We start from the raw sequence: 15689 nt of genomic DNA on the forward strand, positions 1-15689 counted from the left end.
TGATCGTCGAACTTTCGGTTCGTTTCGTCTTCACACACCGCAATCTGGTTGCTCTGGTTTAGAGAGCCGACGCAAATTGCTTGGGTGTTATATGGTCAAGCCTCACGGGCAATTAGTATTGGTTAGCTCAACGCCTCACAGCGCTTACACACCCAACCTATCAACGTCGTAGTCTTCGACGGCCCTTCAGGGAACTCAAGGTTCCAGTGAGATCTCATCTTGAGGCAAGTTTCCCGCTTAGATGCTTTCAGCGGTTATCTTTTCCGAACATAGCTACCCGGCAATGCCACTGGCGTGACAACCGGAACACCAGAGGTTCGTCCACTCCGGTCCTCTCGTACTAGGAGCAGCCCCTCTCAAATCTCAAACGTCCACGGCAGATAGGGACCGAACTGTCTCACGACGTTCTAAACCCAGCTCGCGTACCACTTTAAATGGCGAACAGCCATACCCTTGGGACCGGCTTCAGCCCCAGGATGTGATGAGCCGACATCGAGGTGCCAAACACCGCCGTCGATATGAACTCTTGGGCGGTATCAGCCTGTTATCCCCGGAGTACCTTTTATCCGTTGAGCGATGGCCCTTCCATACAGAACCACCGGATCACTAAGACCTACTTTCGTACCTGCTCGACGTGTCTGTCTCGCAGTCAAGCGCGCTTTTGCCTTTATACTCTACGACCGATTTCCGACCGGTCTGAGCGCACCTTCGTACTCCTCCGTTACTCTTTAGGAGGAGACCGCCCCAGTCAAACTACCCACCATACACTGTCCTCGATCCGGATAACGGACCTGAGTTAGAACCTCAAAGTTGCCAGGGTGGTATTTCAAGGATGGCTCCACGCGAACTGGCGTCCACGCTTCAAAGCCTCCCACCTATCCTACACAAGCAAATTCAAAGTCCAGTGCAAAGCTATAGTAAAGGTTCACGGGGTCTTTCCGTCTAGCCGCGGATACACTGCATCTTCACAGCGATTTCAATTTCACTGAGTCTCGGGTGGAGACAGCGCCGCCATCGTTACGCCATTCGTGCAGGTCGGAACTTACCCGACAAGGAATTTCGCTACCTTAGGACCGTTATAGTTACGGCCGCCGTTTACCGGGGCTTCGATCAAGAGCTTCGCGTTAGCTAACCCCATCAATTAACCTTCCGGCACCGGGCAGGCGTCACACCCTATACGTCCACTTTCGTGTTTGCAGAGTGCTGTGTTTTTAATAAACAGTCGCAGCGGCCTGGTATCTTCGACCGGCATGAGCTTACGGAGCAAGTCCTTCACCCTCACCGGCGCACCTTCTCCCGAAGTTACGGTGCCATTTTGCCTAGTTCCTTCACCCGAGTTCTCTCAAGCGCCTTGGTATTCTCTACCCAACCACCTGTGTCGGTTTGGGGTACGGTTCCTGGTTATCTGAAGCTTAGAAGCTTTTCTTGGAAGCATGGCATCAACCACTTCGTGTTCTAAAAGAACACTCGTCATCAGCTCTCGGCCTTAAGATCCCGGATTTACCTAAGATCTCAGCCTACCACCTTAAACTTGGACAACCAACGCCAAGCTGGCCTAGCCTTCTCCGTCCCTCCATCGCAATAACCAGAAGTACAGGAATATTAACCTGTTTTCCATCGACTACGCTTTTCAGCCTCGCCTTAGGGACCGACTAACCCTGCGTCGATTAACGTTGCGCAGGAAACCTTGGTCTTTCGGCGTGGGTGTTTTTCACACCCATTGTCGTTACTCATGTCAGCATTCGCACTTCTGATACCTCCAGCAAGCTTCTCAACTCACCTTCACAGGCTTACAGAACGCTCCTCTACCGCATCACTTACGTGATACCCGTAGCTTCGGTGTATGGTTTGAGCCCCGTTACATCTTCCGCGCAGGCCGACTCGACTAGTGAGCTATTACGCTTTCTTTAAAGGGTGGCTGCTTCTAAGCCAACCTCCTAGCTGTCTAAGCCTTCCCACATCGTTTCCCACTTAACCATAACTTTGGGACCTTAGCTGACGGTCTGGGTTGTTTCCCTTTTCACGACGGACGTTAGCACCCGCCGTGTGTCTCCCATGCTCGGCACTTGTAGGTATTCGGAGTTTGCATCGGTTTGGTAAGTCGGGATGACCCCCTAGCCGAAACAGTGCTCTACCCCCTACAGTGATACATGAGGCGCTACCTAAATAGCTTTCGAGGAGAACCAGCTATCTCCGAGCTTGATTAGCCTTTCACTCCGATCCACAGGTCATCCGCTAACTTTTCAACGGTAGTCGGTTCGGTCCTCCAGTCAGTGTTACCTAACCTTCAACCTGCCCATGGATAGATCGCCCGGTTTCGGGTCTATTCCCAGCGACTAGACGCCCTATTAAGACTCGCTTTCGCTACGCCTCCCCTATTCGGTTAAGCTCGCCACTGAAAATAAGTCGCTGACCCATTATACAAAAGGTACGCAGTCACAGAACAAAGTCTGCTCCCACTGCTTGTACGCATACGGTTTCAGGATCTATTTCACTCCCTCTCCGGGTTCTTTTCGCCTTTCCCTCACGGTACTAGTTCACTATCGGTCAGTCAGTAGTATTTAGCCTTGGAGGATGGTCCCCCATATTCAGACAAAGTTTCTCGTGCTCCGTCCTACTCGATTTCATGACCAAGAGATTTTCGCGTACAGGGCTATCACCCACTATGGCCGCACTTTCCAGAGCGTTCCGCTAATCTCAAAGCCACTTAAGGGCTAGTCCCCGTTCGCTCGCCACTACTAAGGGAATCTCGGTTGATTTCTTTTCCTCAGGGTACTTAGATGTTTCAGTTCCCCTGGTTCGCCTCTTGCACCTATGTATTCAGTACAAGATAACCATCTTGTGATGGCTGGGTTCCCCCATTCAGACATCTCCGGATCAAAGTCTGTTTGCCGACTCCCGAAGCTTTTCGCAGGCTACCACGTCTTTCATCGCCTCTGACTGCCAAGGCATCCACCGTATGCGCTTCTTCACTTGACCATATAACCCCAAGCAATCTGGTTATACTGTGAAGACGACATTCGCCGAAAATTCGAATTTCTCAATTAAGAGAACTCACAAATTTTACCTTAGCCTGATCCGTTACCAGTGAAAGTAACGTTCAGTCTATCTTTCTATCACATACCCAAATTTTTAAAGAACGATCCAGTCAAAGACTAGAAATCAACATTCATCATCACACTGATGGAATGCTCATTTCTAAGCTTTCAAACTTCAGAAGCAGTAGTGGTGGAGCCAAGCGGGATCGAACCGCTGACCTCCTGCGTGCAAGGCAGGCGCTCTCCCAGCTGAGCTATGGCCCCGTATTTCTACAGGCGTTTCCCACACAAAATTGGTGGGTCTGGGCAGATTCGAACTGCCGACCTCACCCTTATCAGGGGTGCGCTCTAACCAACTGAGCTACAGACCCAATTTCGGGCTGCTTCTATCGTCTTCTTCAATGAATCAAGCAATTCGTGTGGGAACTTATGGAGCAGCTGATGTCGTCGATTAAGGAGGTGATCCAGCCGCAGGTTCCCCTACGGCTACCTTGTTACGACTTCACCCCAGTCATGAATCACACCGTGGTAACCGTCCTCCCGAAGGTTAGACTAGCTACTTCTGGTGCAACCCACTCCCATGGTGTGACGGGCGGTGTGTACAAGGCCCGGGAACGTATTCACCGCGACATTCTGATTCGCGATTACTAGCGATTCCGACTTCACGCAGTCGAGTTGCAGACTGCGATCCGGACTACGATCGGTTTTATGGATTAGCTCCACCTCGCGGCTTGGCAACCCTTTGTACCGACCATTGTAGCACGTGTGTAGCCCAGGCCGTAAGGGCCATGATGACTTGACGTCATCCCCACCTTCCTCCGGTTTGTCACCGGCAGTCTCCTTAGAGTGCCCACCATTACGTGCTGGTAACTAAGGACAAGGGTTGCGCTCGTTACGGGACTTAACCCAACATCTCACGACACGAGCTGACGACAGCCATGCAGCACCTGTCTCAATGTTCCCGAAGGCACCAATCCATCTCTGGAAAGTTCATTGGATGTCAAGGCCTGGTAAGGTTCTTCGCGTTGCTTCGAATTAAACCACATGCTCCACCGCTTGTGCGGGCCCCCGTCAATTCATTTGAGTTTTAACCTTGCGGCCGTACTCCCCAGGCGGTCAACTTAATGCGTTAGCTGCGCCACTAAGAGCTCAAGGCTCCCAACGGCTAGTTGACATCGTTTACGGCGTGGACTACCAGGGTATCTAATCCTGTTTGCTCCCCACGCTTTCGCACCTCAGTGTCAGTATCAGTCCAGGTGGTCGCCTTCGCCACTGGTGTTCCTTCCTATATCTACGCATTTCACCGCTACACAGGAAATTCCACCACCCTCTACCATACTCTAGCTCGCCAGTTTTGGATGCAGTTCCCAGGTTGAGCCCGGGGATTTCACATCCAACTTAACGAACCACCTACGCGCGCTTTACGCCCAGTAATTCCGATTAACGCTTGCACCCTCTGTATTACCGCGGCTGCTGGCACAGAGTTAGCCGGTGCTTATTCTGTCGGTAACGTCAAAATTGCAGAGTATTAATCTACAACCCTTCCTCCCAACTTAAAGTGCTTTACAATCCGAAGACCTTCTTCACACACGCGGCATGGCTGGATCAGGCTTTCGCCCATTGTCCAATATTCCCCACTGCTGCCTCCCGTAGGAGTCTGGACCGTGTCTCAGTTCCAGTGTGACTGATCATCCTCTCAGACCAGTTACGGATCGTCGCCTTGGTGAGCCATTACCTCACCAACTAGCTAATCCGACCTAGGCTCATCTGATAGCGCAAGGCCCGAAGGTCCCCTGCTTTCTCCCGTAGGACGTATGCGGTATTAGCGTTCCTTTCGAAACGTTGTCCCCCACTACCAGGCAGATTCCTAGGCATTACTCACCCGTCCGCCGCTGAATCCGGGAGCAAGCTCCCTTCATCCGCTCGACTTGCATGTGTTAGGCCTGCCGCCAGCGTTCAATCTGAGCCATGATCAAACTCTTCAGTTCAAACATCTTTGGGTTTTTAAGAAACCCTAAACTTGGCTCAGCAATCGTTGGTTACATCTTTGATTTCTCGCGGAGTAACTTGTGATGCTGATAATCTTGTTGACTATCAGTCTGACTCCACAAGCACCCACACGAATTGCTTGATTCAGTTGTTAAAGAGCGGTTGGTTAAGATCTTTCATCTCAACCGAGGCGCGCATTCTACAGCAGCCTCATTTACTGTCAAGTGATTATTTTCAGAAGTTTTCGAAGATTTCCTCAACAACTTCAACCACTTGCGCTTCCGATCTCTCGTCAGCGGGAGGCGAATTCTACAGCGTTACACGCTGCTGTCAACACCTCTTTTTCTCCGCTTTCGACCGAGAAGATCGAACCGTTGAAAGCGCCAGAAAAACCGGCATTTTCAACTCCCTCCAGGCCTCGATGATCTGAAGCAAACCGCTATCGAAAACCGTGCAACTCATTGAATTTCAAGGAGTTTTCCGTTTCGACTGCGCCGGAAGTGGGGCGAATTATAGACCTCCAGAATCTGCCGTCAACACTTAATTTCGTTTTTCTATCAAGCGATGCGAAAAGCCCCCTGCTATATAGACGAGCAGGAAATCAGTGCGCAATATATTGCCCAATATCAAAAACAAAACACACCTCCGCTACTCTTTTGGACGACTCAGCGCAATGAATGAGCAACCCCGCAGCCTGGCCTCAATCCTGTTCCCGGTTGGCCTGCTATTAATAGCCATGGCGTCCATCCAATCCGGAGCATCGCTGGCCAAGAGCATGTTTCCCGTGGTCGGCGCCCAAGGAACGACAACATTGCGTCTGATATTTGCCAGCGTAATCATGCTGTTGCTGTTGCGCCCATGGAGAGCGAAGCTGACCGGCAGGTCACTGCGAACAGTCATCGTCTACGGAATGGCCTTGGGCGGGATGAACTTCCTCTTTTATATGTCGCTGCGTACCGTGCCGCTAGGGATTGCCGTCGCTCTGGAGTTCACCGGCCCACTGGCCGTTGCCATTTATGCTTCCCGTCGTGCCATCGACTTCCTCTGGATCGCCCTTGCCGCTGTTGGACTGCTTCTGCTGATACCGACAGGAGCGACCAGTACCGGTCTGGATCTTGTTGGTGCCGGCTATGCACTTGGGGCTGGTGCCTGTTGGGCGCTGTATATTCTGTTCGGGCAGAAGGCCGGTGCCGACAACGGTGTAACTACAGCGGCGCTGGGCGTCATGATCGCGGCTCTGTTTGTCGCCCCCATCGGCATCGTCCATGCGGGTGCGGCGCTACTGACACCATCGCTGATTCCCGTCGCAATTGGCGTGGCCATTCTTTCCACCGCCCTGCCCTACACCCTGGAAATGGTTGCCCTCACCCGTATGCCGGCCCGCACCTTCGGCACGCTGATGAGTATCGAACCCGCATTCGGCGCCTTGTCGGGTCTGCTGTTCCTGCAGGAGTACCTGACGTTTGCGCAATGGATGGCAATCCTGTGCATTATTCTGGCCTCCGTGGGTGCAACCATGACAATGGGCGCGGCCGCCAAGCCAGCGGTTGCGGCAGATTGAGACAGGATTTGACTTAGGTCTGGCAATTGGCGCTCATTTAGGCCATGTTTAGCCTCGTAACTCAGTGCCAGACATGGACTTTTTCGGATAGGGACATCAGAACGCCTACAGCGCGAGCGAATACGGGCAGACCCGAGCGCCAGACTCGAGGCTGCCATTAAGGATGGTAATGAAACGAATTTTGATACTGATCGCCGTACTCGCAGTTGCGGGCTGTGCAGCGACATCGAAAACCCAGGTGAAGCACGGCAAGAAAGGGCTGCATATCAACTGCTCTGGTCTCTCGTCTTCCTGGGACAAGTGCTATACCAGCGCTGCCAATTCCTGTGCACCGAAGGGTTACAAAGTCATCGCCAAGTCTGGCGACGCCGTGGAAGAACCGGGTGATTATCCGTTCGGATTGAATCCGGCCGGTTATACCAGCCGCAGCATGATCGTCATCTGTAAATAGTCCGACGCCATTTCACTCGGCGCATTGCTCATCGAGCTGGCGTTGAATTTCCTGATGGCTCGCGTCCAGCACCCTGCGCTGAATCTCGGGCGTAGCAAGCATTCGCGCCACCACCAATGCCCCGACACATTGCGACAGAATGGCCCACGCCAGGCTGTCGCTCTCCAGTATCAGTGCCCAGCTCTCCTGAAGTCGGCAGATCCACAGTTCAGCCTGCTCACGAACCGACTCATCCGAACGGGCTATCTCGGCGCCCAATGCCGGTAACGCACAGCCCGACTCGGGCTGCTCGACATGAGCCATGCTCAGATATTGCTTGAGACAGCGCTGCAAGCGCTGCCTGTCCTGCGTTTCCTTCCCGCCCAGCCGCTCCAGACTTTGACTCAACTCACGTTCAACGATCGCCGCGAACAACTCACTCTTCGATGAAAAGTGACTATAGAACGCAGCTCCACTCAATCCGATTGCCTTCATCAGAGCATCAACCCCAACCGTCGAGAAACCAGAGCTTTTCGCCGACAGCGCGCTGCTTTGCAGCAGTTTTTCTCGGGTTTCCAATTTGTGGCTGGCGGAGTAACGCATGGTTTTTTCCTCGGGGGTGAGCTGTCTTGACGCTGACCGAATCCTAGCATAACGTTCGTTCACTTAACGATCGTTTACCAAAGGGATCCACCCATGAATAACAAGAAGATCGTATTGATTGTCGGTGCAGGTGATGCCACGGGCGGTGCCATCGCCAAGCGGTTTGCCAAAGAAGGTTTCATCGCTTGCGTCACACGGCGCAGCGCCGAAAAACTGCAGCCGTTGGTGGAAGCGATTCAGGCGGACGGCGGCCAAGCCCATGGATTTGCCTGTGACGCGCGCAAAGAAGAAGACGTGATTGCGCTGATCGAAGATATCGAAACCCGCCTCGGTCCGATCGAAGCATTCGTTTTCAACATCGGCGCCAACGTGCCTTGCAGCATTCTCGAAGAAACCGCACGCAAGTATTTCAAGATCTGGGAAATGGCCTGCTTCTCGGGTTTTCTCAACGCTCGCGAGGTGGCAAAGCGCATGGTCACCCGCCAGCGCGGCACCATTCTGTTCACCGGTGCCACTGCCGGACTGCGCGGAGCCTCCGGTTTTGCCGCATTCGCCGGCGCCAAGCACGGCATCCGCGCACTGGCGCAAAGCATGGCCCGGGAACTCGGCCCGATGAACATTCACGTTGCCCACATAGTAGTCGACGGTGCCATCGACACCGACTTCATCCGCAGCAACTTCCCCGACAAATACGCAACCAGGGATCAGGACGGTATTCTCGATCCAGAGCACATCGCCGAGAACTATTGGTACCTGCACAGCCAGCCAAGGGACGCCTGGACCTTCGAGCTGGATCTGCGCCCCTGGAACGAACGCTGGTAATCCCTTCCAATAACAACAACGAGTGCAGCGACCATGAGCAAAACCGTGGAGTTCTACTTCGACCTCGGCAGCCCCGCCACCTATCTGGCGTACACCCAACTGCCGAGAATCTGCGCCGAGACCGGTAGCCGGTTGATCTATATCCCGATGTTGCTGGGCGGCGTGTTCAAAGCCACCGGAAATGCTTCACCGGCGATGATCCCGGCCAAGGGCCGTTACATGTTTCAGGATCTCGACCGCTACGCCAAACGTTACGGCGTCCCCCTGAAGTTCAACCCGCACTTCCCGATCAATACGTTGATGTTGATGCGAGCGGTGACCGGCATTCAATTACGGCACCCGGAGCGCTTCCTGGCGTTCATCGACTGCCTGTTCAAAGCGCTGTGGGTTGAAGGACGCAGCCTCGACGAACCGGCAACAGTCGTAGCCGTGCTGACCGAACACGGCTTCAATCCTGAACAGATACAGGCACTGACCAATGATGAAGCGGTCAAGGCCGCCCTCAAGGACAACACCGAGACGGCCGTAAAGCGTGGCGTCTTCGGCGCGCCGAGCATGTTCATCGGCAACCAGTTGTTCTTCGGTCAGGATCGGCTCGACTTCGTTGAAGAAGCCCTGCGTTAGATCTCTACTACAAGACGTCCCCGGGCTGCTTTCGATGAAAGCAGCTCATGGGCCTCGCCAGCTGACTCAAGCGTGAACCGACGCGCATCGAGCAGTGGCTTCACCTCTCCAGCTTCGATCAACAAGGCAACCTGGCGCAGGATCTCGCCATGGTGCTCGCCACCCTTTCCAGTCAGCAGCGGCAATAAGGTAAACACGCCAGAGTAGGTCGCCCCCCGAAAGGACAGCGGCGCCAGACTATGCTGCCCCCAGCCCAAGCAACTCAAGACATGGCCGTGATAGATCCGCGCAGCCTTGAAGGACGCATCCAGCGTTTCACCGCCAACCGTGTCATAAACGATATCGAACCCCTCCCCCGCCGTGTATTGGCTGACATAGTCCTCGACCGACATTTCACGGTAATCAATGAACGTCGCGCCATAACCCTCAATAATTCCGCGCGTCCCCGCAGACCCCGTCGCAAAAACCTCGGCACCGAACGCGCGGGCAATTTGCACCGCCACATGCCCAACGCCACCCGCACCGCCGTGAATCAATACTTTTTGCCCGGCACTCACCCGAGCCCGATCCACCAGGCCTTCCCAGGCAGTAATCAGCACCAGCGGTAAACCTGCGGCCTCACGCATGCTCAGGTTGACCGGTTTACGCGCCAGAAGCCGCGCATCAACCACCGCAAATTCGGCCAGCGAACCCTGCACGCCGCCAATGCCGGTTGCCAACGCATAAACTTCATCGCCCGGCGCCCAGCCCTGCACGCCCTCACCCACCATCTCGATCACCCCCGCCAGATCCAGCCCCAACACCGCCGGCAACGGCTGTCGGGCATGAGCAGCCTGCCCCGCACGGATTTTCAGATCCAGTGGATTCACACCGCTGGCCTTGATCCGCACCAATACCTGTCCGGCGCCCGCCACCGGGCGTTCAAGGGAAACCAGGCGTAGCGGACCGTCAGCGGTGTCTACCATCAGCGCGCGCATATGCAGTGAGTCGGTCATTTCGGTCATTCCTGTGGGAGAAAGTGAAGCCATGTTCCCGCAGCAGACCCATGCCGATAAGACACCAAATGACTATAGTGAGCATGCCAAAACAGCATGAATGAGGCGCTTCATGGACAAACTCAACGCAATGGCGATCTTCGTCCGGGTGGTCGAACGCGGCAGTTTCTCCGCCGTTGCCCGGGAACTGCAGACCACCCAGCCGACCATCAGCAAAGTCCTGCGCGCCCTTGAAATCCAGCTGGGTGGCAAGCTGATTGCCCGCAGTACGCGCAGGCTGTCGCTGACCGATGAAGGTCAGCGGTACTACAACGAGTGCCGAAAAATCCTTGCTGCGGTGGATGCTGCCGAACACAGTTTCCAGTCGGGGCGGGAAACAGTCGCCGGGGCGTTACGAATCGGTTCATCAGTCAGCTTCGGCCGCCTGCAGATCGCTCCAAGACTGCCCGACTTTCTCAAGCAATACCCACAGATTCAGATCAACCTGCAGCTGAACGACCAAAACCTGGATCTGGTCAACGAAGGCCTGGATGTCAGCCTGCGCATCGGCGAATTGAACGACAGCGGCATGATCGCCCGACGCATCGGCACTACCCACCGGCTCACGGTGGCGACGCCGGATTACCTGCAACGCCACGGTCACCCACAATCGCCGCAGGATCTTGCACAGCACAACTGCCTGCAATTCAACCTGCTCGAATCGCAAAACCTGTGGACCTACGAAAAGGCCGGCCAACATCACGAGGTGCGCATCAAAGGCAATGCACAGAGCAACAACTCCGAAGCGATCCGCGAAATGGTTTTGGGAGGACTGGGGATTTCGCTGTCACCGGTCTGGCTGTTCAGCGAGGATTTGAAGGCGGGGCGAGTGGTCGCCCTGTTGCAGGACTACCAGACCCGATCATTGCCGATTCACGCCGTGTTCCCGGCGAACCGTCGCCAGTCCGCCAGGGTCAACGCGTTTGTCGATTTCATGACCCGGGCGCTGGCAGCAGCGCCCGAGCTTCAACCGTTTAAATAGCGGCAGTACGCGTGTTCAGCCATTCCAGTGCCGCGCCATCAAGCAGCGGACTCAGACGCTCGCGCACTTCGGCGTGATAGGCATTGAACCATTGCTTCTCTTCCTGCGTCAGCAGCGACGGCTCCAGGCAACGGGTGTCGATCGGGCACAGGGTCAGGGTTTCGAACTTGAGGAATTGGCCGAACTCGCTGCTTCCCGCTTCAACGTTCATCGCCAGGTTCTCGATCCGCACACCCCAGCGGCCCGGACGATAAGTACCCGGTTCGATGGAGGTGATCATCCCCGGTTGCATGGCGGTTTGTGGCGCCGGCGCTGCCTGATAGGCGATCACCTGCGGACCTTCGTGAACGTTGAGGAAGTAACCCACGCCGTGTCCGGTGCCATGGCCGTAATCCACGTTCTCAGCCCAGATCGGCGCACGGGCAATCGCGTCCAGCAGCGGCGACAGAATGCCTTTCGGGAAATGTGCGCGGGACAAGGCAATCACGCCTTTCAACACTCGGGTGCAGTCACGCTTCTGCTCTTCGCTCGGCGTACCGACGGCCACCATGCGCGTGATATCGGTAGTACCACCCAGGTACTGTCCACCGGAGTCGATCAGCAACAAGCCATTACCCTCGATCACCGCGTGTTCTTCCGGGGTGGCGTGGTAATGCGGCATCGCGCCGTTGGCATTGAATGCAGCGATGGTGTTGAAACTCAGCGACACGTAATCCGGACGACGCTCACGAGCAGCAGTGAGCTTCTCGTCAATGGTCAGCTCTGTAATGCGTTCACGACCCCAGGCCGATTCCAGCCAGGTGAAAAACTCGCACAGCGCCGCGCCATCCTGCTCCATTGCCTGACGAATATGCCCGGCGTCCGCCAGGCTCTTCTGCGACTTGGCCAGTGTGGTCGGGTTCAGGCCTTCGACCAGTTTCACGCCACTGTCGAGGTTATCCAGCAAACCACTGGTGACCCGTGCCGGATCCACCAGCAGGCTCGCGCCACTCGGAATCGCACGCAAGGCGTCAGCGACTTCACTGTAGTCACGCAGGGTCACGCCGTCTTTTTCCAGCACGGCACGCAGCTCAGCATCAACCTTGCTCAAGGCCACAAACAGCGTGGCTTGTTGCTGACTGATCAGCGCGAAGGAAACGAATACGGGGTTGAACGACACATCGCCGCCGCGCAGGTTGAACAGCCAGGCGATGTCGTCGAGAGTTGCGATGAAGTGCCAATCGGCACCACGTTCCTGCAGGGTTTCACGCAGTTTGGCGAGTTTCTCGCCACGGCTGACAGTCGCCTGCGGTGGCAGGTGCTGATAGATCGGCGCATTCGGCAGCGCCGGGCGGTCGCTCCAGACTTCTTTCAACAAGTCGATGTCGGTACGCAGACGGGCACCCCGCGCTTCGAGCTTGCTGCCCAGCGTACGCGCTGACGCGACGGCCATCACTGCGCCGTCGACCGCGACCACGCCACCTTCCGGCGTCTGCTCGGCCAGCCAGTCCAGCGGGCTCGGCTGACCTGGTTGCAGTTTCACCAGTTCGATGCCGCTGCCCTTGAGTTCCTTGCTCGCCTGTTCCCAGTAGCGACTGTCGGCCCAGACCCCGGCGAAATCGGTGGTGACAATCAATGTGCCGACCGAGCCATGGAAACCCGACAGCCATTGCCGGCCCTGCCAGTAACCCGGCAGGTATTCCGACAGATGCGGGTCGGCGGACGGTACCAGCAATGCGTGGATACCCTCGCGACGCATCAGTTCACGGGTGTGCGCGAGGCGCTGGGGAACCGTTCCTTCGGTCAAGGTCTGGGTACTCATCATGTCTCCTGCCAATCACTTCATCGTTATTGTTTGGTGCCGTTCGAAGCCGGCTCGTTAAAGCCCTGTCGCCCAGAATGCCGGAGCACTGGCGCAGGCGGCCTTGATCAGTTCTACAGCCTTGTCGATGTCTTCGGCGGTGGTGAAACGGCCGAGGCTCAGGCGAATCGTGCGCCCCGCCAGATGCGCGTCATACCCCAATGCCAGCAAAACATGGGACGGTGCGTTGCTCGCGGAATTGCAGGCCGAGGTCGCGGAAAACGCGATCGAATGGCTCAGCGCCGCCGGGTTGAACTCGCCTTCGCTGAAAGTCAGGCTCAAGGTGTGCGGAATACGTTGGGTGGAGCTGCCGTTGAGGCGTACGCCGGGCAGGCTCAAGAGTTGTTCGAGCAATCGCTCGCGCAACGCGACGATGATTTTCTTCTCGTCATCGAAAGCTTCGGCGGCCAGGGCAAAGGCCGAGCCCATGGCAGCAATCTGGTGAGTCGCCAATGTACCGGAGCGCAAGCCGCCCTCGTGGCCACCGCCGTGAATCTGCGCCTGCAAGCGCTGCTGCGCACGCGGGCCGACGTACAGCGCGCCAATGCCTTTGGGGCCGTAAAGCTTGTGCGCCGAGAACGACATCAGGTCCACCGGCCACTGCGCCAGATCGATCGCGACCTTGCCGGCACCCTGGGCCGCATCGACGTGGAACAACGCCCCGCGCCCACGCACCACTTCGCCGATGGCCGGGATGTCGTTGACGGTGCCGAGTTCGTTGTTGACCAGCATCAGCGACACCAGAAAGGTGTCATCACGCATCGCTTCGCTGACCGCTTGCGGGGTGATCAGGCCTTCGGCGTCCGGTACCAGATAGGTCACGGCGACACCGGCGTCCTGCAATTGCCGGGCGGTGTCGAGGATGGCCTTGTGTTCGATCTGACTGGTGATGATGTGCCCGCCGGACACTCCACGGGCCTGGGCCACACCTTTAAGCGCGAGGTTGTTGGATTCGGTGGCGCCGGAGGTCCAGACGATCTGCTGCGCCTGGGCACCGACCAGTTCGGCGACTTGCCGGCGAGCGTGCTCGACCGTTTGCCGGGCCTGCTGGCCAAAGGCGTGGGAACTGGAAGCCGGGTTGCCGAAGTTACCATTGAAACCCAGACACTCGATCATCACCTGGATGACCCGCTCGTCCACCGGGGTGGTGGCGGCGTAATCGAAATACAGCGCACGTGTGTTCATAAAAAGACTCGCAGAGCGTGTTCCGGGATCAGGAAGCTCGTGTCTACAAACGGCACGGCGCAGCCTTGTGAGCTGCGCCCGGGTTCGAGAGCGTCATCAATACCTGATCGGATGCCGTTAAAGAAGAACAACTTCATTTAAAAGTGCGTAGGAACGCTCCTGAACGCGACTTTAACAGGCATCGGGCCGGCGGTTGTAGCACTGCGTCAGCTAATGCTTTCAAGGAGTAACGGATACAGCGAAATCACCAGCAGCGCCGCCATGCCCCAGTTGAACACCCGCAACCAGCGGCGCTCCTTGAGCACATTGCGCAGCAAAGTCCCGCACGCCGCCCAGACGCCGACGCTCGGCAGGTTGATGATGGCGAACACCGCCGCAATCACGATCACGTTGGTGAAATAGCCCTGCATCGGCGTGTAGGTGCTGATGGCACCGATGGCCATGATCCACGCCTTGGGATTGACCCACTGAAAAGCCGCCGCGCCGAAGTAGCTGATCGGCTTCGCATCACCCTGCTCGCTATCGCTGACCGGGCCCGAATGCGCGATTTTCCACGCCAGGTACAGCAAGTACGCCGCGCCGACGTAACGCAGGACCGTATAGAGCAACGGATAGGTCTGGAACACTGCGCCCAGGCCAAAACCCACCGCCACTACCAGCACGAAGAAGCCGCAGGTAATGCCGAGCATATGGGGGATGGTGCGGTTAAAGCCGAAATTCACGCCCGATGCCAGCAACATGGTGTTGTTCGGCCCCGGTGTGATCGAGGTGACAAGGGCAAACAGGGCAAAGCCCAGCAGCAGGTCGAGCGAAAGGGTCATGGCAGGCAGTCCGTCAGGGTCATTCAGGTGTTGACCCTATCCCACGGCGCCGCGCAAACCCACAGACAGTTGGGTAAAACTTCGAGCAGTACAGTTACGGATCAGCTAGGACGACCGTGCAGCTGTACCGCCCGCTCTGCGCTCATTTCACCCTTGTTATCAAACCCGAAAGGCTTCTGTGGCTGGCCGAGCAGCTGGGCTTTCTTCGCGTGGTATTCCTCGAACGACAAGCCGCTGCGATTCAGGGTTTCCAGCGCCAGTTCGCGGGTTTCTTCCGCCGTGTAAGGGCGCAGTTCCGGGGAAACGTGGCTCGCACAACCGGCGAGAACGGAGACAGCGAGCATCAGGGAAACAGTCAGTAAACGATTCATGGGAGCGTCCTGCCGTGGCGGGTGTTGGTCGATGAGCAAAGGCTACGCCCGAGCTGGCCGTGGCAGAAATCAACGCTCTCAATAGTGGCTATCAGGTTTCCGACAGGTCAGGTTCAAATATTCACAAACGTTCTATCAATATCAATTAACAGTCTTTTGCGGAATAACAGTCAGCCCTTATAAATCCTTCATCGCGTTCGGCACTGTTGCTCCAGCAACTGTTTCCCAGGCAACAGCGGTTCAACAAACCGGCCTGAAAATCACAAAAGTACAGCCACCGACAACGCTCAAAGCCCCGCAATACGGGCCTCAAAGGAATTGGTACAGCGCTTGCTCTGCTCCGGTGACTACTCACTGCTCGCCGAGCAACTGTTGAAAAAGGAACTGAC

Annotated in this window: 11 protein-coding genes, 2 tRNA genes and 2 rRNA genes; 5 read left to right on the top strand and 10 right to left on the bottom strand. The window is 56.3% G+C overall.

Annotated elements, in window-relative coordinates; genetic code table 11:
• Positions 1-91 precede the first annotated feature (91 nt).
• The 4 genes from C6Y56_RS19410 to C6Y56_RS19425 form a co-directional block, all read right to left on the bottom strand.
• Positions 92-2979: ribosomal RNA gene (locus C6Y56_RS19410) — 23S ribosomal RNA — on the bottom strand.
• Positions 2980-3226: 247 nt separating this feature from the next.
• Positions 3227-3302, bottom strand: a tRNA-Ala gene (locus C6Y56_RS19415).
• A 30-nt stretch (positions 3303-3332) separates the two neighbouring features.
• A tRNA-Ile gene (locus C6Y56_RS19420) sits at positions 3333-3409 on the bottom strand.
• 81 nt (positions 3410-3490) lie between these two features.
• Positions 3491-5026: ribosomal RNA gene (locus C6Y56_RS19425) — 16S ribosomal RNA — on the bottom strand.
• The 16S and 23S rRNA genes sit together here with 2 tRNA genes alongside, the layout of an rRNA operon.
• A 674-nt stretch (positions 5027-5700) precedes the next feature.
• On the opposite strand from C6Y56_RS19425, the gene rhtA reads away from it, so the two are divergent.
• A complete protein-coding gene (gene rhtA, locus C6Y56_RS19430) occupies positions 5701-6588 on the top strand; it encodes a threonine/homoserine exporter RhtA (protein ID WP_169431248.1) in 888 nt (295 codons plus the stop codon).
• 169 nt (positions 6589-6757) lie between these two features.
• Positions 6758-7039 (top strand): hypothetical protein, encoded by a 282-nt coding sequence (locus tag C6Y56_RS19435; protein WP_041069802.1) that lies wholly within the window; start codon positions 6758-6760, stop codon positions 7037-7039.
• Between the two features lie 12 nt (positions 7040-7051).
• On the opposite strand, the gene C6Y56_RS19440 is transcribed toward C6Y56_RS19435, so the two are convergent.
• Positions 7052-7621, bottom strand: coding sequence for a TetR/AcrR family transcriptional regulator (locus C6Y56_RS19440; protein ID WP_169431249.1), 570 nt, complete (start codon positions 7619-7621; stop codon positions 7052-7054).
• Between the two features lie 93 nt (positions 7622-7714).
• On the opposite strand from C6Y56_RS19440, the gene C6Y56_RS19445 reads away from it, so the two are divergent.
• Together C6Y56_RS19445 and C6Y56_RS19450 are read left to right on the top strand one after the other, a co-directional pair.
• Positions 7715-8443, top strand: a complete 729-nt coding sequence (locus tag C6Y56_RS19445; protein ID WP_169431250.1) for an SDR family oxidoreductase — start codon at positions 7715-7717, stop codon at positions 8441-8443.
• A 33-nt stretch (positions 8444-8476) separates the two neighbouring features.
• On the top strand, positions 8477-9067 hold the full coding sequence (locus C6Y56_RS19450) for a 2-hydroxychromene-2-carboxylate isomerase (protein WP_169431251.1): 591 nt from the start codon (positions 8477-8479) through the stop codon (positions 9065-9067).
• Here C6Y56_RS19450 and C6Y56_RS19455 read toward each other — a convergent pair.
• A complete protein-coding gene (locus C6Y56_RS19455; protein ID WP_169431252.1) occupies positions 9064-10062 on the bottom strand; it encodes a zinc-dependent alcohol dehydrogenase family protein in 999 nt (332 codons plus the stop codon). The genes C6Y56_RS19450 and C6Y56_RS19455 overlap by 4 nt on opposite strands.
• Positions 10063-10174: 112 nt before the next feature.
• On the opposite strand from C6Y56_RS19455, the gene C6Y56_RS19460 reads away from it, so the two are divergent.
• On the top strand, positions 10175-11083 hold the full coding sequence (locus C6Y56_RS19460; RefSeq protein WP_169431253.1) for a LysR family transcriptional regulator: 909 nt from the start codon (positions 10175-10177) through the stop codon (positions 11081-11083).
• On the opposite strand, the gene C6Y56_RS19465 is transcribed toward C6Y56_RS19460, so the two are convergent.
• The 4 genes from C6Y56_RS19465 to C6Y56_RS19480 all read right to left on the bottom strand — a co-directional run bounded on the left by C6Y56_RS19465 (position 11076) and on the right by C6Y56_RS19480 (position 15300).
• Positions 11076-12884, bottom strand: coding sequence for an aminopeptidase P family protein (locus C6Y56_RS19465; RefSeq protein ID WP_169431254.1), 1809 nt, complete (start codon positions 12882-12884; stop codon positions 11076-11078). The genes C6Y56_RS19460 and C6Y56_RS19465 overlap by 8 nt on opposite strands.
• Before the next feature lie 57 nt (positions 12885-12941).
• Positions 12942-14108, bottom strand: a complete 1167-nt coding sequence (locus C6Y56_RS19470) for an aminotransferase class V-fold PLP-dependent enzyme (protein WP_169431255.1) — start codon at positions 14106-14108, stop codon at positions 12942-12944.
• 206 nt (positions 14109-14314) lie between these two features.
• The gene (locus C6Y56_RS19475) at positions 14315-14929 is read right to left on the bottom strand and encodes a LysE family translocator (protein WP_169431256.1); all 615 of its coding nucleotides are present in this window, start codon (positions 14927-14929) and stop codon (positions 14315-14317) included.
• A gap of 101 nt (positions 14930-15030) precedes the next feature.
• Positions 15031-15300 carry a hypothetical protein gene (locus C6Y56_RS19480; RefSeq protein WP_169431257.1) on the bottom strand — a complete coding sequence of 90 codons (270 nt, stop codon included), beginning with the start codon at positions 15298-15300 and terminating at the stop codon, positions 15031-15033.
• Positions 15301-15689: the final 389 nt, after the last annotated feature.

The sequence above is a fragment of the Pseudomonas fluorescens genome, from assembly GCF_012974785.1.
Lineage (GTDB): Bacteria > Pseudomonadota > Gammaproteobacteria > Pseudomonadales > Pseudomonadaceae > Aquipseudomonas > Aquipseudomonas fluorescens_BT.